Source organism: Kitasatospora sp. NPDC088742 (assembly GCF_055584905.1).
On record NZ_JBVJLD010000002.1, the window covers coordinates 79621 to 101458 of the forward strand.

Annotated in this window: 19 protein-coding genes; 12 read left to right on the top strand and 7 right to left on the bottom strand. The window is 73.3% G+C overall.

What is annotated here, in order from left to right:
- Positions 1–50: 50 nt before the first annotated feature.
- The 7 genes from ACZ6ZR_RS02635 to ACZ6ZR_RS02665 all read left to right on the top strand — a co-directional run bounded on the left by ACZ6ZR_RS02635 (position 51) and on the right by ACZ6ZR_RS02665 (position 8406).
- Complete coding sequence (locus tag ACZ6ZR_RS02635; RefSeq protein WP_465638619.1) at positions 51–854, top strand: fumarylacetoacetate hydrolase family protein; 804 nt, start codon at positions 51–53, stop codon at positions 852–854.
- A 70-nt stretch (positions 855–924) separates the two neighbouring features.
- Positions 925–1410: a cupin domain-containing protein gene (locus ACZ6ZR_RS02640; protein ID WP_465638621.1), complete on the top strand. Its 486-nt coding sequence runs from the start codon at positions 925–927 to the stop codon at positions 1408–1410.
- On the top strand, positions 1410–2381 hold the full coding sequence (locus tag ACZ6ZR_RS02645; protein WP_465638623.1) for an acyl-CoA thioesterase: 972 nt from the start codon (positions 1410–1412) through the stop codon (positions 2379–2381). The genes ACZ6ZR_RS02640 and ACZ6ZR_RS02645 overlap by 1 nt, the downstream gene beginning before the upstream one ends.
- Complete coding sequence (locus tag ACZ6ZR_RS02650; RefSeq protein WP_465638625.1) at positions 2378–4027, top strand: AMP-binding protein; 1650 nt, start codon at positions 2378–2380, stop codon at positions 4025–4027. Before ACZ6ZR_RS02645 ends, ACZ6ZR_RS02650 begins: the two co-directional genes overlap by 4 nt.
- Complete coding sequence (locus ACZ6ZR_RS02655) at positions 4024–6414, top strand: bifunctional salicylyl-CoA 5-hydroxylase/oxidoreductase (RefSeq protein ID WP_465638627.1); 2391 nt, start codon at positions 4024–4026, stop codon at positions 6412–6414. Before ACZ6ZR_RS02650 ends, ACZ6ZR_RS02655 begins: the two co-directional genes overlap by 4 nt.
- 222 nt (positions 6415–6636) lie before the next feature.
- On the top strand, positions 6637–7545 hold the full coding sequence (locus tag ACZ6ZR_RS02660; RefSeq protein ID WP_465638629.1) for an RNA-guided endonuclease InsQ/TnpB family protein: 909 nt from the start codon (positions 6637–6639) through the stop codon (positions 7543–7545).
- 27 nt (positions 7546–7572) lie between these two features.
- The gene (locus ACZ6ZR_RS02665; RefSeq protein ID WP_465638631.1) at positions 7573–8406 is read left to right on the top strand and encodes a PaaX family transcriptional regulator; all 834 of its coding nucleotides are present in this window, start codon (positions 7573–7575) and stop codon (positions 8404–8406) included.
- A gap of 14 nt (positions 8407–8420) precedes the next feature.
- On the opposite strand, the gene ACZ6ZR_RS02670 is transcribed toward ACZ6ZR_RS02665, so the two are convergent.
- Together ACZ6ZR_RS02670 and ACZ6ZR_RS02675 are read right to left on the bottom strand one after the other, a co-directional pair.
- Positions 8421–9338 carry a TIGR03619 family F420-dependent LLM class oxidoreductase gene (locus ACZ6ZR_RS02670; RefSeq protein WP_465638633.1) on the bottom strand — a complete coding sequence of 306 codons (918 nt, stop codon included), beginning with the start codon at positions 9336–9338 and terminating at the stop codon, positions 8421–8423.
- A gap of 109 nt (positions 9339–9447) precedes the next feature.
- Positions 9448–9792, bottom strand: a complete 345-nt coding sequence (locus tag ACZ6ZR_RS02675; protein ID WP_465638635.1) for a VOC family protein — start codon at positions 9790–9792, stop codon at positions 9448–9450.
- A 52-nt stretch (positions 9793–9844) separates the two neighbouring features.
- On the opposite strand from ACZ6ZR_RS02675, the gene ACZ6ZR_RS02680 reads away from it, so the two are divergent.
- Positions 9845–10186, top strand: coding sequence for a zinc ribbon domain-containing protein YjdM (locus tag ACZ6ZR_RS02680; protein WP_465638636.1), 342 nt, complete (start codon positions 9845–9847; stop codon positions 10184–10186).
- Between the two features lie 64 nt (positions 10187–10250).
- Here ACZ6ZR_RS02680 and ACZ6ZR_RS02685 read toward each other — a convergent pair whose 3' ends face one another.
- Positions 10251–10652, bottom strand: coding sequence for a DUF5997 family protein (locus ACZ6ZR_RS02685; RefSeq protein ID WP_465638638.1), 402 nt, complete (start codon positions 10650–10652; stop codon positions 10251–10253).
- Between the two features lie 83 nt (positions 10653–10735).
- On the opposite strand from ACZ6ZR_RS02685, the gene ACZ6ZR_RS02690 reads away from it, so the two are divergent.
- Positions 10736–11524: a LysR family transcriptional regulator substrate-binding protein gene (locus ACZ6ZR_RS02690; protein ID WP_465638640.1), complete on the top strand. Its 789-nt coding sequence runs from the start codon at positions 10736–10738 to the stop codon at positions 11522–11524.
- 237 nt (positions 11525–11761) lie between these two features.
- Here the strand turns inward: ACZ6ZR_RS02690 and ACZ6ZR_RS02695 are convergent, their stop codons facing one another.
- Positions 11762–12868: a DUF1152 domain-containing protein gene (locus ACZ6ZR_RS02695; RefSeq protein WP_465638642.1), complete on the bottom strand. Its 1107-nt coding sequence runs from the start codon at positions 12866–12868 to the stop codon at positions 11762–11764.
- Between the two features lie 135 nt (positions 12869–13003).
- On the opposite strand from ACZ6ZR_RS02695, the gene ACZ6ZR_RS02700 reads away from it, so the two are divergent.
- Positions 13004–14404, top strand: a complete 1401-nt coding sequence (locus ACZ6ZR_RS02700) for an STM4012 family radical SAM protein (protein ID WP_465638644.1) — start codon at positions 13004–13006, stop codon at positions 14402–14404.
- Here ACZ6ZR_RS02700 and ACZ6ZR_RS02705 read toward each other — a convergent pair.
- Together ACZ6ZR_RS02705 and ACZ6ZR_RS02710 are read right to left on the bottom strand one after the other, a co-directional pair.
- Positions 14392–15300 carry a DMT family transporter gene (locus tag ACZ6ZR_RS02705; protein ID WP_465638646.1) on the bottom strand — a complete coding sequence of 303 codons (909 nt, stop codon included), beginning with the start codon at positions 15298–15300 and terminating at the stop codon, positions 14392–14394. The genes ACZ6ZR_RS02700 and ACZ6ZR_RS02705 overlap by 13 nt on opposite strands.
- 115 nt (positions 15301–15415) lie before the next feature.
- A complete protein-coding gene (locus ACZ6ZR_RS02710; RefSeq protein ID WP_465638648.1) occupies positions 15416–16714 on the bottom strand; it encodes a M64 family metallopeptidase in 1299 nt (432 codons plus the stop codon).
- A 137-nt stretch (positions 16715–16851) separates the two neighbouring features.
- On the opposite strand from ACZ6ZR_RS02710, the gene ACZ6ZR_RS02715 reads away from it, so the two are divergent.
- Both ACZ6ZR_RS02715 and ACZ6ZR_RS02720 read left to right on the top strand, forming a co-directional pair.
- Positions 16852–18198, top strand: coding sequence for a helix-turn-helix domain-containing protein (locus tag ACZ6ZR_RS02715; protein ID WP_465638650.1), 1347 nt, complete (start codon positions 16852–16854; stop codon positions 18196–18198).
- A 236-nt stretch (positions 18199–18434) separates the two neighbouring features.
- Positions 18435–20708 (top strand): M9 family metallopeptidase, encoded by a 2274-nt coding sequence (locus ACZ6ZR_RS02720; RefSeq protein WP_465638652.1) that lies wholly within the window; start codon positions 18435–18437, stop codon positions 20706–20708.
- Between the two features lie 55 nt (positions 20709–20763).
- Here the strand turns inward: ACZ6ZR_RS02720 and ACZ6ZR_RS02725 are convergent, their stop codons facing one another.
- Complete coding sequence (locus ACZ6ZR_RS02725) at positions 20764–21777, bottom strand: helix-turn-helix transcriptional regulator (protein ID WP_465638654.1); 1014 nt, start codon at positions 21775–21777, stop codon at positions 20764–20766.
- Positions 21778–21838: the final 61 nt, after the last annotated feature.

The window sequence follows — 21838 nt, forward strand, 5'->3', positions numbered from 1 at the left end:
AAATAATGAAATACCGGCGGGACGCGGCGGACGAAGGAGGAGCACGGCTCATGCACCTCGCGACAGTGGCCCATGCGGGCGGTACCAGCGCCGCGGTGCTCGACGGGGACGTCTGGCGGGCCCTGCCCGCGGCCGACCTGTCGGCGCTGCTGGCACCGGGGGCACCGACGACAGCCGGTGCGGTGATCGACGGCGCCGTCCCGGTGCTGCCGCTGCCCGCGCCCCGCAAGGTCGTCTGCTGCGGCCTCAACTACGCCGACCACATCCGCGAGACCGGGCGTGAACTCCCCACCCACCCCACGCTGTTCGCCAAGCACGCCGACACCCTCACCGGCCCCGGGGACGACCTCGTGCTGCCGAAGGGCCTGGAGGTCGACTGGGAGGCCGAGCTCGCCGTCGTGGTGGGGGCGACGCTGCGCCGCGCCGACCGGGCGGCGGCGCTGACCGGGATCGCGGGCTACACGGTGGCCAACGACGTCTCGGTGCGCGACTGGCAGTACCGGACGCTGCAGTGGTTCCAGGGCAAGGCCTGGGACGCCTCCACCCCCGTCGGCCCGGTGGTGGTGACGCCGGACGAGCTCGACCCGGCGGCGGGCGTGGAGGTGATCTGCCGGGTCAACGGCGAGCAGGTGCAGCGCGACTCCACCCGGACGCTGGTCTTCGACCCGGCCGACCTGCTCGCGTACATCTCGTCCTTCACCGTGCTGCGCCCCGGCGACCTGGTGCTGACCGGGACCCCGGGCGGCATCGGCGCGGCCCGCGAGCCGCGGCGCTTCCTCTCCGACGGCGACGTGCTGGAGACGGAGATCCCCGGCATCGGCACGCTGCGCAACACCGTGCGCTTCACGGACTGACCGTTCGTCACATCCTCCGAACATCCTCCGACAACGCCCTCCCACAAGGAGCAAGGAGCAAGGAGCTTCGATGGACCCCACACCCGGTGACTACGTCCTCGACGGCGACAACTCGATGTACGCCACGGAGAGCGGCCTGGTGGTCCCGGTCGTGACCCGGGCCGGCACCGAGCCCGGGGACACCGGCCAGTCCGCCGGTGCCACCCGGATCTCGGGGATCAGCATCCAGCACACCCCGGCCACCAGGCTCTGGTTCGGCAAGGTCCACAACGAGGGCGGCTACCGCTCGGTGCCGCACCACCACGGCGAGGCGGAGACCGGTGGCTACGTGCTGCTGGGCCGGGGCCGGATCTACTTCGGCCGGAAGTTCGAGGACTACGTCGACCTGGCGGAGGGCGACTGGGTCTTCGTCCCGCCCTTCATGCCCCACGTCGAGTGCAACCTCGACCGCGACAACCCGCTGACCTGGATGACGACCCGCACCCCGGAGAACATCGTGGTCAACCTCCCCGAGGTCCCGGACGCGGACCTGCGCGACTGGCTGGAGCGCCCCTGATGACCGACACCACCTCGGAGACCTTCACCGCCGCCGTCACCCTCACCCCGGCGGAGCCCGAGCACTTCGACCTCGCGTTCACCGCCGTCACCCAGGCCTGCCCGTGGCCGAAGGCCTACGGCGGCGACCTGGTCGCCCAGGCCGTGGCGGCCGCCATGCGGTCGGTGGAGGACGGCAAGGCGCTGCACTCCGCGCACTCCTACTTCATGCGCCCCGCCGAGATCGGCAAGGAGGTGCGCTACGAGGTGGAGCTGCTGCGCGACGGCCGGGGCTACGCGACCCGGCAGGTGCGCGGCTACCAGAACGGCAAGCCGCTCTACGTCTGCCTGGCCAACTTCGCGGCCGGCGAGCCCGGCCCGAGCCACCACGCCGAACTCCCGAACCTGCCGGACCTGCCGGGCCCCGAGGCCCTGCCCAGCTCCGCCGAGTACCTCGCGGAGCGGACCGGCGGGACGATGACGCCGAGGTCGAAGGAGTACTGGTCCACCGGGCGCAGCTTCGACATGCGGCACGTGCCGGGCCCGGTCTACCTCGGCGTCGAGGGCGCGCGGGTGCCCCACCAGGCGGTCTGGGTCCGGCCGTTCGACGCCCTGCGGCCGGTGGAGGGGCTCACCGACGCGCAGCGGGACGCGGCGGCGCTCGCCTACGTCTGCGACTACACGATCCTGGAGCCGGTGCTGCGGGTGCTCGGCCTGCACTGGGCGCAGGAGGGGCTGGTGACCGCCAGTCTCGACCACGCGATGTGGTTCCACCGCGCGCTGCCGCCGGGCGCGGCGGACGGCTGGCTGCTCTACGCCCAGCGGGCGGACGCGGCCGAGGCCGGGCGCGGCCTGGGTTCGGGCCGGTTCTTCACCCCCGACGGCACCCACCTGGCCACCGTGGTCCAGGAGGGGATGATCCGCGTGCCCGGGGCGGACGGGGCGGACGGGGCGGACGGGGCGGACGGGACAAGCGGAGCGGGCCGGCCATGACGGACCCGGCATCGGCGCACCGCGACAGCTTCGCCCGCGACCACCTGCCCCCGGCCGACCGGTGGCCGGTCCTGGAGTTCACCACCGAGCTGCTCCAGTACCCCGAACGCCTCAACGCCGCCGTCGAACTGATCGACCGTCCGACGGCGGCCCTCGGGCCGGACCGGCCCGCGCTGCGCACCCCGGCCGGCGAGGTCTGGACGTACGGCGAGCTGCGCCTGCGGTCCGACCAGATCGCCCAGGTGCTGGCCGAGGACCTGGGCCTGGTCCCCGGCAACCGGGTGCTGCTGCGCTCCCCCAACAACCCCTGGGCGGTGGCCGCCTGGCTGGGCGTGCTGAAGGCCGGCGGCATCGTGGTCTCCACCATGGCCGCCCTGCGGGCCGGCGAGCTGGCGCCGATCGTGGCGAAGACCCGGCCGTCCGTGGCGCTGGTCGACCACCGGTTCCTCGACGAGCTGCTCACCGTCCGGGACGCGGCGGCGCCGGGGCTGGCCGTGCTGGCCCACGGCGGCGACGGGGCCGAGGACCTGTGCAGCCGGGCCGGCCGGAAGTCGGGGCGGTTCGGGGCGGTGGACACCGCCGCGGCGGACGTCGCGCTGTTCGGGCCGACCTCGGGGACCACCGGCGTCCCGAAGATCACCGTGCACTTCCACCGCGACGTCCTGTCGATCGACAACACCTTCGGGCGGCACACGCTGCGGCTGCGCCCGGACGACCTGGTCGCCTGCACCGCGCCGTTCGCCTTCACCTTCGGCCTGGGCATGCTGGTGGTCTTCACGCTGCGGGCGGGCGCCTGCGCCTTCCTCACCGAGACCACCACTCCGGTGCAGCTGGCCGGGCTGGTCGCCGAGCACGGGGTGACGGTGCTGGCCACCGCGCCGACCGCGTACCAACAGATCGTCAAGTCAGGTGCGGTGCACCAGCTCTCGGGTCTGCGACGGGCCGTCAGCGCAGGCGAGCACATCCCGCTGGCGCTGTGGGAGCAGCTGCGCGAGGAGCTCGGCCTGGAGGTGATCGACGGGATCGGCGCCACCGAGCTGCTGCACATCTTCATCTCGGCCGAGGGTGCGGAGATCCGCCCGGGGGCGACCGGCCGGCCGGTGGCCGGCTACCGCGCCACCGTGCTGGGCCCGGACGGCGAGGAGGCCGCGCCCGGCGTCCCGGGGCGGCTCGGCGTGATCGGCCCGGTCGGCTGCCGCTACCTCGACGACGAGCGGCAGGCGGACTACGTGGTGAACGGGTGGAACGTCACCGGCGACACCTTCGTCCGCGACGAGGACGGTTACTACTGGTACCAGGCGCGCAGCGACGACATGATCGTCTCCTCCGGCTACAACATCGCCGGCCCCGAGGTGGAGGCCGCGGTGGTCACCCACCCGGACGTGGCGGAGACCGCTGTGGTGGCCGCCCCCGATCCGGCGCGCGGCTCGGTGGTCTGCGCGTTCGTGGTGCTCCGTGACGGGGTGGCCGGGGACGCGGCGAAGGCCCGGGAGATCCAGGACCACGTCAAGCGGCTGATCGCCCCCTACAAGTACCCGCGCGACGTGCGCTTCGTCGACGCGCTGCCGCGCAATCCCAGCGGCAAGCTCCAGCACTTCAAGCTCCGCCGGATCGTGGAGGAGCAGGCAGCGAGGGACCGGACATGAGGATCGCCATCGCCGGCGGCGGCCCGGGGGGCCTCTACCTGGCCGCCCTGCTCAAGCGGCTCGACCCCGCGCACGGGATCACCGTCTGGGAGCGCAACGCGCCGGAGGACACCTTCGGGTTCGGCGTGGTCTTCTCCGACGAGACGCTCAGCGGGATCGACAACGCCGACGAGGTCGTGCACGCCGCGATGGAGAGCCGGTTCGCCCGCTGGACCGACGTGGACATCGACTTCGACGGCCACCGGTTCACCGTCGGCGGCCAGGGCTTCGCCGCGATGAGCCGCCACGACCTGCTCGGGATCCTGCAGCGGCGGGCCGCCGAGCTGGGCGTCACCGTCCACTACCGCACGGCGGTACCGGACGTGGACGGGCTGCGGGCCTCGCACGACCTGGTGGTCGCCGCCGACGGGCTGAACTCCGCGATCCGCACCAAGTACGCCGACGTCTTCCGGCCGACGCTGGACCGGCGGCGGAACAAGTACATCTGGCTCGGCACCGACCTGGTCTTCGAGGCGTTCCAGTTCTTCGTCAAGCAGACGGAGTGGGGCACCATGCAGATCCACGGCTACCCGTACTCCGACACCGGCTCGACCTTCATCGTCGAGATGCGTGAGGAGGTCTGGCGGCGGGCCGGCTTCGACCGGGACGAGGACCTGACCCTGCCGGCGGGGGCCTCGGACGAGTACGCCGTCGCGCGGATCCGGGAGCTGTTCGCCGAGGAGCTGGGGGGCCGTCAGGTGCTCACCAACAACTCCCGGTGGCTCAACTTCACCACCGTCCGCAACGAGCGCTGGTCCGCCGGGAACGTGGTGCTGCTCGGCGACGCCGCCCACACCGCCCACTTCTCGATCGGCTCGGGCACCAAGCTCGCCATGGAGGACGCCCTCGCCCTGGCGGCCTGCCTGCACGAACACCCGACGGTGGAGGGGGCGCTGACGGCGTACCAGGCCGAGCGCAAGCCGGTGGTGGAGTCGACCCAGCGCGCCGCGCAGGCCTCGCTGGAGTGGTTCGAGAACATCGGGATGTACGCGGGCCAGGCCCCGGCCCAGTTCGCCTTCAACCTGCTGACCCGGTCCCGGCGGATCACATTCGAGAACCTCAGGGAGCGGGACGCCGGCTTCGCCGAGCTGATGGAGCGCGAGTACGCCCGGCACGAGCGGGCGGACGGGGCGGCCCCGGCGATGTTCCAGCCGGTGACGATCGGTCAGCTCCGGCTGAAGAACCGGGTCATGCTCTCCCCGATGGACATGTACTCCTCGGTGGACGGGGTTCCCGGGGACTTCCACCTGGTGCACCTCGGCTCCAAGGCGCTCGGCGGGGCGGGCCTGGTGATGAGCGAGATGGTCTGCGTCTCGCCCGAGGGGCGGATCACCCCGGGCTGCCCGGGGCTGTGGACCGACGGGCAGCGCGAGGCCTGGCGCCGGGTGACCGGCTTCGTCCACGAGCGGACCACCGGGCGGATCGGGCTGCAGCTCGGCCACTCCGGCCGCAAGGGTTCGACCCGGCTGATGTGGGAGGGCATCGACCAGCCGCTCGAGCAGGACAACTGGGAGGTGATCGGCCCGTCCGCTCTCCGCTACGGCCCCGGCTGCCACCTCCCCCGGGAGGCCACCCGGGCGGACCTGGACAAGGTGGTCGCCGACTTCGCCGCGGCCGCCGAACGCGGGGTGGAGGCCGGTTTCGACCTGGTCGAGGTGCACGCCGCCCACGGCTACCTGCTCTCCTCCTTCCTCTCCCCCGTCGCCAACCGGCGCACCGACGAGTACGGCGGCTCGCTGGAGAACCGGCTGCGGTTCCCGCTGGAGGTCTTCGACGCCGTGCGCCGGGCCGTCCCGCCGGAGGTCCCGGTGACCGTCCGCATCTCGGCCACCGACTGGGTGCCGGACGGCAACACCGAGGACGACGCCGTGGAGATCGCCCGCGCGTTCATCGAGCACGGCGCGGCCGCGATCGACGTCTCCTCCGGGCAGGTCACCCAGGACGAGCGGCCGGCCTACGGCCGCTCGTACCAGACGCCGTTCGCCGACAAGATCCGCCACAAGGTGGCCGGGCCCGCCGGGGTCAAGGTGATCGCGGTCGGCGCCATCTCCTCGTACGACGACGTGAACTCCATCCTGCTGGCCGGGCGGGCGGACCTGTGCGCGCTGGGCCGCACCCACCTCTACAACCCGCAGTGGACCTTGCAGGCGGCCGCCGAGCAGGAGTACCGCGGCGCGGGCGCCGACTGGCCGGTCCAGTGGGACGCGGGCCGCCGCCGGCCGCCGACCGCCCGGACCGACCGGGTCCCGCCGCGGCTGGAGCTGCTGCGCGAGGGGGCCGTGGACCGGGTGCACCAGCGGTGGACGCCGGGCTCGGGCAGCGGCTCTGATCCTGGGGCGCGCCGCTGAAATCATGAACCGCCACGTCGGTGATCAGGTGGCTCTTCGCCGCAAATCCCGGCCTTTGGTGCGAGAGTGCGTGCTGTCGGCGTGCCGGGCGAAGGCCCGTCGTAGCGGAGCTACCCGGGCTTTTGGCCGGTGCGGCGAGAGTGCGTGCCGGGCGGCGTGACGGGGCAAACCTTGCCGGGCACGGCACTAGGGTGATCAACGTGGGCTCGGAGGGGGTGTTCCATGCTGCAGGGTCGCAGGTACCGGCTTGAACTCGACTCGGCGCAGGCCGGGTTGTGCGAGATGTTCGGCGATGTGTGCCGGTCGGTGTGGAACACCGCTCTTGAGCAGCGGCGTGAGTACCGGCGGCGTGGCGCGTGGACGAACTACTACGTGCCGCAGGCCGCCGAACTTGCCGAGGCGAAGCGGGAGTTCCCCTGGCTGGGAGAGGCCCCGTCGCACGCCTTGCAGCAGACGCTCAGGGACTTGGACACGGCGTGCAGGCGGCACGGGACCTTCCGGGTGATGGCGCGGCTACGCCGCTTGCGGCAGCAACTCTCGCGGAGCACGCGCGGCAGCAACCGGCGCAGAGCGGTGCTGGCGAAGATCAACGCCAGCACCGGCCGTGTCCGCGACCGCCGGGCAGACTTCTGCGCGCGGACAGCGGCCGACCTGACCACCCGTCATGCGGTCGTAATGCTGGAAGACCTCCGAACGAAGAACATGACCCGCAGCGCCGCCGGCACGGTGGATGCCCCCGGAGCGAACGTCCAACAGAAGGCCGGCCTGAACCGGGCCATCCTGGACAAGGGATGGCACACGCTCGAACTCGCGCTCCGCAACGCGGCGCGCACCACCGGAACTCAGGTGCTGGTCCCGGCGGCGTACACCTCCCAGACGTGCAACGAGTGCAAGCACGTGGACCCGAACTCGCGCAAGAGCCAAGCCGAGTTCGAGTGCACCGCTTGCGGACACACTGCGCACGCCGACGTGAACGCCGCGAAAAACATCCTCAACGCCGCAGGGCATGCGGTGTCAGGGCGTGGAGACCTCGGCACTGGCCGGTCCGTGAAGCGCCAACCGCCGGCCACCCGCGCACGCATGGGGCGAAGCCCCCGTTCCGCACGGGCGACCGGAATCCCCGTGCGTTAATGCGGGGATGAAGTCAAACTGAACCGGATGAGCGAGACGAAGAGCGCCCCGCCCCCTTCTCCGGCCGCCGCCCGCCTTTCCCGGACCCTGCTGGTGAGCTTCCTCGGCGCGGTCGTCCGTCCGATGGGCAACTGGATGCCGATCGCGGGCACGGTGGAGCTCCTCGGCCAGGCCGGCCTCGACGCCTCCGGCGTCCGGACGGCGGTCTTCCGGCTCAAGAAGCGCGGCTGGCTGGAGTCGGAGTCCCGCTCAGGCCTGCGCGGCTACGCCCTGACGCCCACCGCACTGGAGGCGTTGGCCGCCGGTGACGAGGTGATCTGGCACGCACGGCAGCCCGCCGACCTCGGCGACGGCTGGTGCCTGGTGAACTTCTCGGTGCCGGAGTCCGCCCGCGCGGTCCGCCACAAGCTGACCGCGCACCTGGCCTCGCTCGGCTTCGGCAACATCGGCGCGGCGGTGTGGATCGCGCCCGCCCGGATGCTCCCCGCCGCCCGGCGCGCCATCGCCGAGCTGGACCTCGACGGGCAGTGCGCCGTCTTCGTCGGCGACTACGCCGGCGGCCAGCAGCTCACCACCATGGTCGGCAACGGCTGGGACCTGGCCGGGATCGACGGACGCTACCGCGCCTTCATCGAGGAGTACGGGGACCGGGCCGCCGCCACCGACGACGCCCAGGCCTTCGTCTCCTACCTCGCGGTGGTCGACCACTGGCGCAAACTGCCGTTCCGCGACCCCGGCCTCCCGCCCGAGGTGCTGACCGAGGGGTGGAGCGGCCCCGCCGCCGTCCGCCTCTTCGAACGCCTGGTCGCGGAGCTCGACGGCCCGGCCCTCGCCCACGCCGCCGAGCACTGGCGGGCCTAGGAACTGATGTCGCGTCAGGCGCGCAGCCGGTCGTGCAGTTCACCGGCGAGCGCGAGGTACTCGTCGGCGTCGCGCGCGGCGAAGTGCAGGTCGATCAGCGGCTCGGCGCCCAGGTCGGCGACCGCCGCGGCGAGGTGGTCGGCGAGCTGGGTGACCGTGCCCCGGCGCGGGACCTGGTCCCCGGGTGCCGGGTCGGGGACGATCACGGGGTTGACCCGCAGCACCAGGCGCAGTGCCTCCGGGTCGCGCCCGGCGTCGGTGGCGTGCTGCCTGACGGTGCGCCACATGTGGGCCAGCACCGGTGCGGGCATCCCGGCGGCCAGCCAGCCGTCGCCGCGCCGGCCGATCCGTTCGAGGGTGGCCGGGCTGAAGCCGCCCAGAAGCAGGGGCGGACGGGGGCGCTGGGCGGGCTTGGCACCGATGGCCGCGGCGGGGACGGTCCAGCGGGGGCCGCTGTGCCGGACCACCTCGCCCTCGGCCCAGACCCGTTCCAGCACGTCCAGGGTCTCCTCGAGCCGGGCGCCCTGCCCCTGCCAGGGGACGCCGACTGCCTGGTACTCGTCCTTGGACCAGCCCAGGCCGAGCCCGACGTCCAGGCGCCCGGCACTCACCAGGTCGAGCGTGGTCAGGGTGCGGGCCAGCAGGACGGGCGGGTGCCAGAGGGCGTTCAGGGTGCTGGTGCCCAGCCGGACCCGCCCGGTCGCGCCGGCCGCCACCGTCAGCAGGGTCAGCGGGTCCAGGAAGGTCCGGAACTCGGGCGGGACCGTCCCGTCGCCGCCCGGGTAGCGGCTCCGCGGCGCGGTCGGGACCAGCAGCCGGTCACCGACCCAGAGGCTGTCGTAGCCGATCCCCTCGGCGGCGGCCGCGATCCGGGCGGCGAGGGCGGGGTCGGCGAACCGCCCGTACTGGGGCAGCGAGAGTCCGATGCGCATGAGTGGTCTGACCTTCTTCGGGTGCGGTCCTGCCTGACGGACGGTCAGCGACCGGCCGTGATGTCCGGACCACTCTCGCCGAGCCCGATCAACGTTCGATCAACGTCGCTCAGGCGGTGACGAAGCAGAACTCGTTGCCCTCGGGGTCGGCCATCGTGCGGAAGGACCCCTGGTCGTCGGTGACGGTCCCGCCGGTGGCGGCGGCCCCGAGGGAGACGGCCAGCGCGACGGCGGCGGGGAGGTCGTCCACGGCGATGTCGAGGTGCAGCCGGTTCTTGGCGGCGCGGGGTTCGGGGACGGGCTGGAAGGCGAGGCGCCCGCCGGCCGGGAGGTCGACGTGGGACCAGCCGCGGGCACGGTCGACGGGGGTGCTGCCGAGCAGCGCCGCCCAGAAGCGGGAGAGGGCCCGCGGGTCGTGGCAGTCGACGACGACCTGGCTCAGGTGTGCGTGCATGGGTGGAGCCTAGAGTGCGGTCTAGTGCCGTGCCCGGCACTAGGCTGGCGGGATGAGTGAGAGCCTGCCTGCCTGTCCGAAGTGCTCCGGTGAGTACACCTATGAGATGGACGCCCTGATGGTGTGCCCGGAGTGCGGCCACGAGTGGGAGCCGGGTGCTGCCGAGGCCGGGGAACGAGTGGTCAAGGACGCGGTCGGGAACGTGCTGACCGACGGGGACACCGTGACGGTGGTGAAGGCGCTCAAGGTGAAGGGCAGCCCGTCGGGGATCAAGGCCGGGACCAAGGTGCGCAACATCCGGCTGGTGGACGGGGTGGACGGCCACGACATCGACTGCAAGGTGGACGGCTTCGGGGCGATGCAGCTCAAGTCGAGCGTGGTGAAGAAGGTCTGAGAGTCCGTGACGCGCACCGGCCCGGGACCGATCGGTCCCGGGCCGGTGCGCTGCCGGTGGAGCGTCAGGCCTTCTTGGCGGAGGCCTCCTGCTCGTTCTTGTCCTTGATGCGCTTGGTCTCCTTGCGGACGTCGACCAGGGAGGCGCGCTCGTGCTGGAGCCAGAGCGGGTTCTCGGCCTTGATGGCCTCGATCTGCTCGGTGGTGAGCGCCTCGGTGACGCCGCCTCGGGTCAGGCCCGCGATGGAGACGGTGAGCTTGGCGGCGACCACGGGGCGCGGGTGCGGGCCGTTCTGGCGCAGCTCGGTGAGCCAGGCCGGCGGGTTGGTCTGGAGCGCGTTCAGCTCGTCGCGGGTGACGACGCCCTCCTGGAACTCGGCAGGGGTGGCCGGAAGGTACACACCGAGCTTCTTGGCCGCGGTAGCCGGCTTCATCTGCTGGGAGGTCTTGGAATTGAGCGATGTCATGGGGACAAGGGTAAGGGAATCGGGCACCCGTCCCGGTCACGGCGGTGGTCGGTGACGGGCGGAGGGGTCGGTAGCCTGGCGGGGTGACTGACTCGCAGGTGGTTCCCTCCCCTTCTTCCTTCCGGCTGGCGTACGTCCCGGGCGTGACCCCGACCAAGTGGGTGCGGGTCTGGAACGAGCGGCTCCCGCAGGTGCCGATGACGCTGGTGCAGGTGGACGCGTTGGAGGGGTCGGCCACGCTGCGGGACGGGCTGGCGGACGCCGGGCTGGTGCGGCAGCCGGTGGACCGGTCAGTGCTGAGCGCGATCCCGCTGTACACCGAGACCACCGTCGTGGTGGTCCCGAAGGACCACCTGCTGACGGCGGTGGACGAGGTGGAGCTCGCGGAGCTGGCCGAGGAGATCCTGCTGCACCCGCTGGACGACACGCTCGGTTGGCAGGAGCTGCCGGGCCGGCCGGCCTTCGAGCGGCCGGCCACCACGGCGGACGCGATCGAGCTGGTGGCGGCGGGGATCGGCGTGCTGCTGGTGCCGCAGTCGTTGGCGCGGCTGCACCACCGGAAGGACCTGACGTTCCGTCCGGTGCCGGACGCTCCGCAGTCGCAGATCGCGCTGGCCTGGCCGGAGGAGCACACCACCGACCTGGTGGAGGAGTTCATCGGGATCGTCCGGGGGCGGACGGTGAACAGCTCGCGCGGCATGGCGGCGCAGTCGAAGGAGCAGCAGCAGGCCAAGCAGGCGGCGCCGAAGAAGAAGCCGCAGCAGGGCGGGAAGCCCGCCGCGAAGGGCGGCCGGGGCGGCGCCCAGCCCGGCCGGGGCGGCGCCAAGAAGGCGGCCCCGGCCAAGCGGGCGAAGCCCAAGCGCCGCTCCTGACCCTCCGGGCCCCGGGCCCGGCCTGGGGGCTCGCTCCGGACCGAGCCGACCCGGCCGGGGGGTTCGCGCCGGGATCAGGCCAGGCCGAAGGCGCGTGAGTGCCCGGCGGGCCGGCCCCGGCAGCAGCCGTCGGACGGGCGCGGGGACGCGCAGCCGCCACGGTGGCGGGCCCGCAGGGCGGGAGAAGCCGCCGGAGTGAGGTCGGGCTCCCCCCGGCGCCCCCGGCCCGTCGAGCTCTCAGGCCACCTGCCCCCGGCCGGAGCGCAGCCGCCAGAGCGGCGGGGCCGACCGGTCGGGGGCGTCGGCGGAGAGCCAGGACCGGAGGGCGCGGGCGGCGGACGGGGCGAGGTCGAGTTCCTCGGTGATCCGGCGGGTGGTGACGTACTCCACGCCCAGGGCGGCGGTGCCGGCCTCCCAGGTGGCGAAGGCGGCCGGGTCGAACGGGAGGGCGGGCGGCACCGCGCCCTCGCCCCGGGCGGCGCGGGCGCGTTCGCGGGCGATCTCGGAGAAGCCGCAGACCTCGACGCTCGCCTGCTCGGCCTCGGCCAGCGAGGTGGAGCCGTGCAGGGCGCGGGCGAGCGGGTTGAGGTCCAGGGCCCGGTCGAGGTCGAGCCGGTGGACGTCGGCGCTGCCGACGGTGAGGGTGAGCGGTTGGGGTGCGTCCCGGGTGCCGCAGACGCCCCGCACGCCCCGGGCCGCGGCGACCAGCAGGGCACCGGCCTCGGAGGGGTGCCAGTCGAAGACCCGGTCGACGGCGGTGGTGTGAGCGGCCGTCAGCCGGAGGGCGGGCGGGCCGAGGCGGGGCAGTAGGACGGGGAGGGGCACTTCGTTGTCGAGGCCGGGGCCGGCCACGTGGACGGTGGTGGGCAGGCCGCTCGCGGCGCAGGCGGCGAGCGCGAGGGCGTCGCCGAGCGGGCTGCGCAGGGTGGGTTCGGTGCCGTCGGCCACCACGTCGCCGCCGACGTCGACCAGGTCGATCCGGTCGGCGCCGCAGTGCGCGGCGGCGTCGCGGAGCTGGCGGGCCAGCCCGAGGGCTCCGCCGTAAGGATCCAACAGGCCGAGTGCGGGCCGGAGTTGGGCGGCCAGGCGGGGCAGCAGGGAGCCGGCCGGCGGGCGGGGCGCGGTGGCCGGGGTGACCAGGCGGAGCGCTCCGCCGCCGGGGGTGAGGCCGGTGAAGTCGGCGGTGCGGCGCGGGCCGGGGAGCGGGTCGACCACCAGGCGTTCCCAGGCGTAGGTGAGGACCAGGGCCGGGGCGTCGGGGCCGTGCAGGGCGGCGTGCACCAGGGCGGTGGCGATGGCGTCGCCGCCACCGCCGGCGGCGATCAGGAGTCGGGTCGTGGTCATGGGTACGAGGGTTATCCCGGCGCGGCGGGGGCCGACAAGGTTGTGAAAGTACCGAGGAGGGCGCGCCCGGAGCGCGCGGATTCTGAAGGATCGCCCGATGATCAGACCTGACGGTGCGTCAATACCGTTGCGAGCATGACGGATACCAGTACTTCGCTGCCGATCGTGCCGCTCGGCTCCGAGCAGCGGCCCGCCGCCGACTCGCCGTACCAGCAGTACGTCTACGCCTACCCGCACCAGAAGTCCTACCGGCTGCTGGAGGAGCGGCCGCTGCTGAGCGAGCTGTGGGCGAAGGAGCGGCTGGACGCGCTCTCGCTCTACGTGCACGTGCCGTTCTGCGAGATGCGCTGCGGTTTCTGCAACCTCTTCACCCGCACCGGGGCGCCGGAGGAGGTGACCGGGGCCTTCCTCGGCACGCTGGAGCGGCAGGCCCGGGTGACCAGGGAGGCGCTGGAGGCGAAGGGCGAGGAGGTGCGGTTCGCGCTGGCGGCGTTCGGCGGCGGGACGCCGACGTACCTGACCGCGGGTGAGCTGACCCGGCTGGCGGACGTCTGCGAGCGGGTGATGGGCGCCGACCTGCGGGCGGTGCCGTGGTCGGTGGAGACCTCGCCGGCCACCGCGACGGCGGACCGGCTGGCGGTGCTGCGGGAGCGGGGCGCGACCCGGCTGAGCATCGGGGTGCAGAGCTTCCTGGACGAGGAGGCGCGGGCGGCGGTGCGGCCGCAGAAGCGGGCCGAGGTGGACGCGGCGTTGGGCCGGTTGAAGGAGGCGGCGTTCCCGATCCTCAACATCGACCTGATCTACGGCATCGAGGGGCAGACCGAGGAGTCCTTCCAGGTCTCGCTGGACGCGGCGCTCGGCTGGGAGCCGGAGGAGATCTACCTCTACCCGCTCTACGTGCGGCCGTTGACCGGTCTGATGGCCCGGCACGACCGGGACGGGCGGCGCTGGGACGAGCAGCGGCTGCGGCTCTACCGCTTCGGGCGGGACCACCTGCTGGCGGCCGGGTACCGGCAGACGTCGATGCGGGTGTTCCAGCGGATCGGCACGGCGGCGGTGGAGGGGGCCGGCGAGGCCGGCATCGCCGAGTACAACCAGCAGGCCGGGATGGTCGGACTGGGCGTCGGCGCACGGTCGTTCACCACCGGCCTGCACTACACCACGGACTACGCGGTGGCGGTGCCGGAGGTGCGGCGGATCATCGACGGGTACATCGCCACGCCCACCGAGGAGTTCCGGCGGGCGCAGTGGGCGTTCCGGATGGACGGGGACGAGCGGCGCCGGATGTACGTGCTCCAGCGGCTGCTGGACGCGGACGGCCTGGCGGTCGGCGGGTACCGGGAGCTGTTCGGGACCGGGCCGGAGGAGGACTTCCCGGCGGAGTTCGCGACGCTCGTGGAGCGGGGGTGGGTGTGGCTGGTGGACGGTGCGGTGCTGCGGCTGACCTCGGAGGGGATGGCGCACGCGGACGCGGTGGGGCCGCTGTTCTTCTCGGCCCGGGTGCGCGCCACCATGGCGGAGTATCAGGACCGTTGAGGTTCTGAGCTGCCCCGCCGCGGGAGCGCGACCAGCACCAGGCCGCCGAGCAGCAGGGCCAGGCCGAGGGCGGCGGCCGGGCCGGGGCGTTCGCCGAGCAGCAGGCCGAGCAGGGCGGCGACCAGCGGTTCGGCCAGGCTCAGGGTCGCGGCGGTGGCGCCGCCGACCCGGCCGACGCCCCGGGTGAAGAGCAGGTAGCCGAGGGCGGTGGTGCCGAGCGCCAGCCAGGCGATCAGGGCCGCGGTCCGGGGAGTGGCCAGGCCCTCGGGGGCGGCGAGCAGGGCCGGCAGCACCAGCAGGCCCGCACCGAGCACGCTGGCCGGCGCGGCGGCGGACGGGTCCCCGCCGTGCCGGACCAACGGACCGGTGGCCGCGATGTAGACGGCGAAGCTGGCACCGGCGGCCACCGCGAGCAGGATGCCGGCGAGGTCGGCGCGGGCCCCACCGCCGGGGACCAGGAGGAGGGCGATGCCCGCCACCGCGAGGGCGGTGCCGCGCCACCAGGCCGGGCTCAGCCGCTCGGCGTTCAGCGCGCGGGCGCAGAGGCCGGCCGCCACCGGGGTGGTGCCGAAGGCGGCGGCCGTGGCGAGGGCGGCGCCGGTGCGGCTGACGGCCTCCAGGAAGCAGAGTTGGAAGGCGGCGGTCACCAGGACGCTCAGCAGCAGCCAGCGGCGGACGCCGGGGCGGGCGAGGGTGCGCAGGCCCTTCGGGCGGACGGTGCACAGCGCCAGCACCAGGCCGCCGAGCAGCATCCGCCCGGCGCCGACGGCCGCCGGGGCGGCGGTGGAGCCGGCCAGCACCTGGGCCGGGCCGACCGTCCCCCAGAGCACGGCGGCCCCGAGGACGAGGGGCACCCCGCTCTCCCGCCGCCCGGTCCGCACCTGTTCGATGGTCATGGGCGGACGCTAACGAGCCGTCAGCACCGGGCGGAATCGGGTGAGTTGACCACAGACCGGCTGCGGCCCGGGCCCGGGGCCGTAGGTTCGCACCAGCCGGCCCCGGGTGGCGGGGTCAGCGGGTGACCTGCCAGCTGAGGGTGTCGGTGAGCAGCAGCTTGAGGTCGGGGTCGATCACGGCCGGGGTGGGGTCGGTGGCCCGGGCGGTGAGTTCGCGGGTCTGGCCCTTGCCGAGGTGCAGGTCGGCGGTGCGGACGGTGGTGCGGTCGCGCAGGCCGGTGAGCTCGCGGCCGTCCAGGTACCAGCGCAACCGCGTTCCGGGGGTGGGGAGTTCGACGGTGACCACGGCATTGGCGTCGAGCGGGGCGGCGGTCGGGGTGGTGCTGGCCAGGGTGGTGGCGTAGCGGTGGAAGCCGGCGATCATCGCCTCCCGGCCGGGGAGGTTGAACTCGCGGCCGAGCGATCGCATGATCGAGTTGTCGGTGGGCCGGTAGAGCCCCGTCGGGTAGTAGCCGCCGCCCTGGTAGGCGCCGACGGTGCCGCCGTCGGGCGAGGTCTGGCCGAGCCAGCGGTACCACTTGGTCTTGGTGCGCTTCATCTGGGCCAGGGTCTGCTTGCTGAGGTTGCTCTCGGCCGGCTCCTTGCCGGTGTAGCCGCCCTGGCCGTCGTACCAGTACTCGTCGGCGAGCTTGCCGAGCGAGTGCCCGGTCTCGTGCACGGCTATCTGGCCGGACTTGGCGTTGCCGCCCGCGACGGTGGCGATGCCGGAGTAGCCGAGCTCGGAGGAGACGTCGTTGTAGCCGGCGCCGCCGTACTTGGCGCTGTTGGCGACCACGATGACCAGGTCGGCGGCGGGGGCCTTGGCCGCGTAGCGCTCGACCGCGTCGGTGTCGACGCAGAGCAGCCGCTCGACGTCGCCGCACCAGAAGTACGAGCCGAGCGCGGTCCTGCGGGTGGTGGTGCGGTCCGGGTCGCCGGTGACGCCGGACTCGGCGGAGACGGCGTCCACCGCCCAGACGTTGAACAGCGAGCGGTAGCTCGCGTAGGGCTCGACGGCGGTGATCTCCTGCCACTTGGCGGCAGCGTCGGTGTGGAACTTGCCCTGCTCGGCGGCGGTGTAGCCGTCGCCGATCACCACCACGTCGAGCTTGGTGGCGGTGGAGCCGTTCTGCACGACGGTGGAGACGTCGCCGTCGCCCTGCACGGGGGCGGCGAGGCGCTGCGGGGCGGCCTTGGCGGCGGTGACGGCCACCTCGGCGCGGCCTATGGTGCCGTCCTCGGCGAAGGTCTCCACCTGGTGGCGGGCGGCCGGGGCGGGAGCGGGGGCCGGGGCGGCCGCGGCGGGGGCGGCGAGTGCGAGGCCGGCCAGCAGGGCGGTGGCCAGCGCGGACGGGACGATCCTGGTCGAGGGCACGAACGGACCTCCGATGGGAGTAAGTTGAGGGTTAATCACACTTAAGTGGTGAGTTAATGTAGGGCACCCGTACGGCCCCCGACAATGGGGCGGCGGAACGGGCAGGACCAGCAGCCCGCCGAGGCAGGGGGACGGACGTGACGGAGCAGGACGAACCGGCCGTGATCGGCAGACGTCTCCAACAGCTGCGCCGCGAACGGGGCCTGACCCAGCGCGCGCTGGCCGGCGAGGGCTACACCGCCGCCTACGTCTCCACCCTGGAGGCCGGCCGGGTCCGCCCCTCCGAGGCCGCGCTGCGCTACCTGGCCGAGCGGCTCGGGGTGACCCACGACGAGCTGGCCACCGGCCGCCCCGCCCATCTGGCCACCGAGCTGTGGCTGGAACTCACCGAGGCGCAGGGCGCGCTGGCCACCGGGGACCACACCGGGGCCGCCGTCCGCTTCGCCACCGTCCGGGAGCGGGCCGAGCGGCACGGCCTGGCCGCGCTGCTCCCGGCCGCCCACCTCGGGCTCGGCGAATGCGCCCTGGAGAGCGGCGAGCTGGAGCGGGCCCGGGAGGAGTTCGAGGCGGCCGAGCGGCTGTTGGCCGACGAACCGCCACCGCGCCGGGCGGCCGCCGTCCGGGGCCGGGCGGTGGCCCACCTGCTGGGCGGTGAACTCCGGTACGCCTGCTACCTGCTGGAGACCGCGATCGACCAGCTCAACGCCGCCGGGCTGCCCGACCCGGACGCACTGCTGCTGCTCTACTCCGCGGTGATCGGCCCGTACATGGACATGGGCGCGCACGCCCGGGCCGCCCAGGCCGCCGAGCTGGCCCTCGCGCTGGCCCCCGGCGCCACCGACCCGGCCCTGGTGGCCGGGCTGCATCGCAGCGTGGCCCGCACCCTGATCGCCGAGGGCCGGGCCGCCGAGGCGGACGCCTCGCTGGCCAAGGCGCAGCAGCTCTACCAGCAGCTGCGGCTCGGCTCCGACCTGGCCAAGTGCCACTGGATGCGCGGCTACGTCCTCGCCCAGGACGGCGAACTCGACCGGGCGGAGCGGGAGTTGCGCACGGCCAGGACCATGCTGGCGGCGCACGGGGCGGAGCTGTTCACCCAGCAGGTGGACGTGGAGCTGGCCGACGTGCTGCGCCGCCGGGGGCGGCGGCAGGAGGCGGCCGAGCTGCTGCGCGCCCTGCTGGACCGGCTCGGGCCGACCAGGGGCGCGGTGCACGCGGCCGGGGCGCACCGGCTGCTCGGCCTGGTGGCCGAGGAGGAGGGCGACACCGAGACCGCCGAGGAGCACTACGTCAACGCCCTCTCGCTGCTCGAACAGACCGGCGCGGCGGGCGACTTGGCCGACCTCTGCCGGCTGCTCGGCGACCTGCTGCGACGCACCGGCCGCCCCGGACAGGCGCTGGACGTCTACCGCACCGGCCTCGGCCACCGCGCCGCCCCGGGCACCACCACCCTGGGCCCGGGCCCCGCGAGGCCCCCGATCCCCTGACCCGGCGCCGCCCGTCCGGTATCGGAATGTCGGAGAGTGGCGGCACGCCCCAGGGCCTGTCCTGCGGGTTCTCCGGTCCGGACACCCCGCCCACCCGGAACCTTCCCTTCCGATACCCATCCGAGATGTGACGGGCCTTCCGTGCGCGGTGTGATGTGTGCCATTTTACATGTCACACATTGAGTCGGCTGCGTCCCCCAACAGCGCGGCCACTACTCGGCCCGGAGGCCCCCACCGTGCGACCCTCCCGGATACCGACGGCCCAGCTGGGCCGTCTGCTCACCCTAGCGTTCGCGTTCCTGCTGACCCTCGGCTTCTTCGCCCCGCAGAGTCGCGCCGCCACCACCGCCCCGCAGGACCAGGGCCGGACGGCTCCCCGCAGCTTCCCGCTGCCCAAGTCCCCGAAGCTGCCGGACGACCACCGCCCCGTCCCGGGCGAGACCCTGACGGACGCTCAGGACTCCCCCAAGGCGGGCAGTGCCCCGCAGCAGGCGCAGCAGGGCAAGGCGCTGCGCTCCGCGCCGAACGCGCTGGCCGCCGCCGCTGCCGCGAGCTGCACCCCCGCCGACTTCGCCAAGACCGGCGCCGCGCTGGTCCAGCAGGTCAAGTCGGTCGACGTGGCCTGCATGAACTCGCTCTTCACCCTGGACGCCGACGGCGCCGCCAAGGTCTTCCGCGAGGACCAGATGGCCACCGTCGCCGACGCACTGCGCACGGCCTCCGCCACCTACGACGGCACCAACAACGCCGCCATCGGCCAGCTGGTGCTCTTCCTGCGGGTCGGCTACTACGTCCAGTGGCGCTTCCCGGACCGGGTCGGCGCCTACGGCACCCCGCTGAAGACCGCCGCCCGCGGCGCCCTGGACGCCTTCTTCGGCGCCCCGCGCTCCAAGGACGTCAGCCAGGCCAACGGCGAGACCCTGGCCGAGGCCGTCACCCTGATCGACAGCGCCCACGAGAACGCCCGCTACACCGGCGTGGTCAAGTGGCTGCTCAACAGCCTCACCCCCGCCACCGGCGGCGCGATGTGGAGCGCGGTGGACAACACCCGCACCGTCATCGAGAACGGCACCGAGTACCCGGAGTTCATCGCGGCCCTGCAGGCCGACCCGGCCTTTGCCGCCGCCATGTCCGGCCTGGTCACCCGCAACGCCGGCGGCCTCACCGGCGGCGACCTGGCCACCTCGATCGGCATCCAGCTCGGCTCGCTGGTCGCCTTCCCCGAGCTGCGGACCCAGGCCCGCCCGCTGGTCAAGGACCTGATCGCCCGTTACCCGCTGGTCGGCGCCTCCGGCCCGCTCACCATGAACCTGGCCTGGTTCGCGGAGAACCGCGACAAGGGCAACTGCGCCGCCTACGGCATCTGCGACCTGCCCACCCGGCTGATCCCGCTGGTGCTCACCGTCGACCACACCTGCAGCCCCTCGCTGCGCATCCGCGCCCAGAACATGAGCGCCACCGAACTGGCCGACACCTGCACCAGCCTGGCCAACCAGGACGCCTTCTTCCACGCCCTGGTCAAGGACGGCGGCCCGGTGGCCGGCGACCAGAACAAGCGCCTGGAGGTGGTGGTCTTCGACTCCTACTACGACTACAGCCTCTACGCCTGGTCGATCTACGACATCGAGGTCGACAACGGCGGCATGTACCTGGAGGGCGACCCGTCCAAGGCCGACAACCAGGCCCGCTTCATCGCCCACGAGGCCACCTGGGAGCGCCCCAAGTTCCAGATCTGGAACCTGAACCACGAGTACACCCACTACCTCGACGGCCGCTACGACATGGCCGGCGACTTCGAGGCCGGGATGTCCACCCCGACCGTCTGGTGGGTCGAGGGCGTCGCCGAGTACGTCTCCTACAGCTACCGTGACGTCCGCTACGACGACGCCATCGCGCAGGCGGCCAAGGGCACCTACAAGCTGAGCACGCTGTTCGACTCCACCTACGAGAACGCCGACTCCACCCGGATCTACAACTGGGGATACCTGGCGGTCCGTTACATGCTCCAGTCGCACCCGCAGGACATGGCCGCGCTGCTGGCCAAGTACCGGGCCGGCGACTGGGCGGGTGCCCGCACCCTGCTCACCTCCACCATCGGCACCCGCTACGACGCCGACTTCGCCACCTGGCTGACCGCCTGCGGCACCGGTCAGTGCGGCAGTCTCCTGCCGCCGCAGGCGCCGCTCTGCACCCAGGCCGACACCCGGCAGTACGACAAGAACTGCCGCCGGGACGGCATCGCGGCGGCCACCGGCAACTACGCCTACATGTTCGTCTACCTGCCGGCCGGGGTGCCGCAGCTCACCATCACCAGCAGCGGCGGCACCGGCAACGCCGACCTCTACTACAACGGCGGCAGCTGGGCGACCACCTCGTCCAGCCTGGCCAAGTCCGCCAACTCCGGCAACGGCGAGACGCTGACCATCAGCAACCCGCCGTCCGGCTGGGTGTTCTTCAGCCTCTACGCCCAGCAGGGCTTCAGCGGCGCGAGCGTCACCACGCAGTACTGAGCACCAGCGCGCAACGCTGCCCCGCAGGCCCAACCGGCCTGCGGGGCACCGCCGTTCAGAGCGACGCCCGCTCCCCGGGCGCTCCCCCGGAGCCGCCGGGGCCGAGGTCCAGGCCCAACTCGCTGATCAGGAAGCCCGCGTGGAGCCGGCTGCGGGCGCCGAGCTTGTCCATGATGTCGGAGACGTGGCGCTGGCAGGTGCGCAGTGACATGCCCATCCGGCGCGCGATGGCCCGGTCCTCCAGCCCCTGCACCAGCAGCCGGACGATGGAGAGCTTCATGTCCTCGGAGATGGCCAGCACCCGCTCCTGGCTGTAGTTCTCGGGGAACGGGGTGGCCGAGGTCCAGGCCCGTTCGAACGCGCCGATCGCGAAGTCCACCAGGCTCGGGTCGCGCAGCAGCATGCAGCCCGCGTCGCTGTCCCGCATGGCGATCACGGCGGCGGTCTGGTCGAAGGCCAGCATCCGCATGAAGCCGTCGCCCAGGGTGCGGATCTCCGCGCCCAGCCGGGAGACGTGGTCCACGTACTCCACCGTCACCGTGGAGAACTGGGCGGTGTGCTGGTAGAGCGTGCGCATCCGCACGCCCCGGGCGAGCACCCGCTCGGTGCGGGCCAGCGACTCCTTGAGCACGTCGTCCTTGCGGGCGCCGCCCGGCTGGGAGGTGAGGATCTCCTCGGTGGCGCCGTCGGCCAGCTCGGTGATGACGGCCCGCACCTCGTCCAGGTCGGTCAGCCGCTGGACCCCGCCGCCGACCGCTCCGGCGGTGAACTTGGCGTGCTCGTAGGCGTGTTGGAAGGCGGCGAGCCGCTCCCGGGTGGCCGCGATCTCCCGTCTGCGCTGCTCGATCTCCCGCTCGGCGGGGGCCAGCAGCTCGGCGGCGGCGGCCTCCGGCAGGCCGGCCAGCAGCATCCCGGGCCTGGTCGCCGAGCGCTTGAGGAGCTTGAGCTCCAGCAGCCGGTCGACCACCCGGGCGCGGGCCGGATCCTGGCGTAACTCGTCTCCGTCCACCTGCTGCCGCTCGGCCACGTACTGGAACAACTCCAGTTCTTCCTGGCCCAGTTCTGCCATCACATAGGTTGTGCCAGGTCCGACGGAGCGCACGGCCACACATCCCGCCATGGTCGAATGT

What these genes read in the sequence shown, in the direction of transcription:
- ACZ6ZR_RS02700 (WP_465638644.1), top strand. Translation starts at nt 13,004, where the DNA reads ATGACGGATACCAGTACTTCGCTGCCGATCGTGCCGCTCGGCTCCGAG.
- ACZ6ZR_RS02660 (WP_465638629.1), top strand. Translation starts at nt 6,637, where the DNA reads ATGCTGCAGGGTCGCAGGTACCGGCTTGAACTCGACTCGGCGCAGGCC.
- ACZ6ZR_RS02675 (WP_465638635.1), bottom strand. Translation starts at nt 9,792, where the DNA reads ATGCACGCACACCTGAGCCAGGTCGTCGTCGACTGCCACGACCCGCGG.
- ACZ6ZR_RS02650 (WP_465638625.1), top strand. Translation starts at nt 2,378, where the DNA reads ATGACGGACCCGGCATCGGCGCACCGCGACAGCTTCGCCCGCGACCAC.
- ACZ6ZR_RS02655 (WP_465638627.1), top strand. Translation starts at nt 4,024, where the DNA reads ATGAGGATCGCCATCGCCGGCGGCGGCCCGGGGGGCCTCTACCTGGCC.
- ACZ6ZR_RS02725 (WP_465638654.1), bottom strand. Translation starts at nt 21,777, where the DNA reads ATGGCAGAACTGGGCCAGGAAGAACTGGAGTTGTTCCAGTACGTGGCC.
- ACZ6ZR_RS02705 (WP_465638646.1), bottom strand. Translation starts at nt 15,300, where the DNA reads ATGACCATCGAACAGGTGCGGACCGGGCGGCGGGAGAGCGGGGTGCCC.
- ACZ6ZR_RS02695 (WP_465638642.1), bottom strand. Translation starts at nt 12,868, where the DNA reads ATGACCACGACCCGACTCCTGATCGCCGCCGGCGGTGGCGGCGACGCC.
- ACZ6ZR_RS02640 (WP_465638621.1), top strand. Translation starts at nt 925, where the DNA reads ATGGACCCCACACCCGGTGACTACGTCCTCGACGGCGACAACTCGATG.
- ACZ6ZR_RS02685 (WP_465638638.1), bottom strand. Translation starts at nt 10,652, where the DNA reads ATGACATCGCTCAATTCCAAGACCTCCCAGCAGATGAAGCCGGCTACC.
- ACZ6ZR_RS02645 (WP_465638623.1), top strand. Translation starts at nt 1,410, where the DNA reads ATGACCGACACCACCTCGGAGACCTTCACCGCCGCCGTCACCCTCACC.
- ACZ6ZR_RS02680 (WP_465638636.1), top strand. Translation starts at nt 9,845, where the DNA reads ATGAGTGAGAGCCTGCCTGCCTGTCCGAAGTGCTCCGGTGAGTACACC.
- ACZ6ZR_RS02665 (WP_465638631.1), top strand. Translation starts at nt 7,573, where the DNA reads ATGAGCGAGACGAAGAGCGCCCCGCCCCCTTCTCCGGCCGCCGCCCGC.
- ACZ6ZR_RS02670 (WP_465638633.1), bottom strand. Translation starts at nt 9,338, where the DNA reads ATGCGCATCGGACTCTCGCTGCCCCAGTACGGGCGGTTCGCCGACCCC.
- ACZ6ZR_RS02635 (WP_465638619.1), top strand. Translation starts at nt 51, where the DNA reads ATGCACCTCGCGACAGTGGCCCATGCGGGCGGTACCAGCGCCGCGGTG.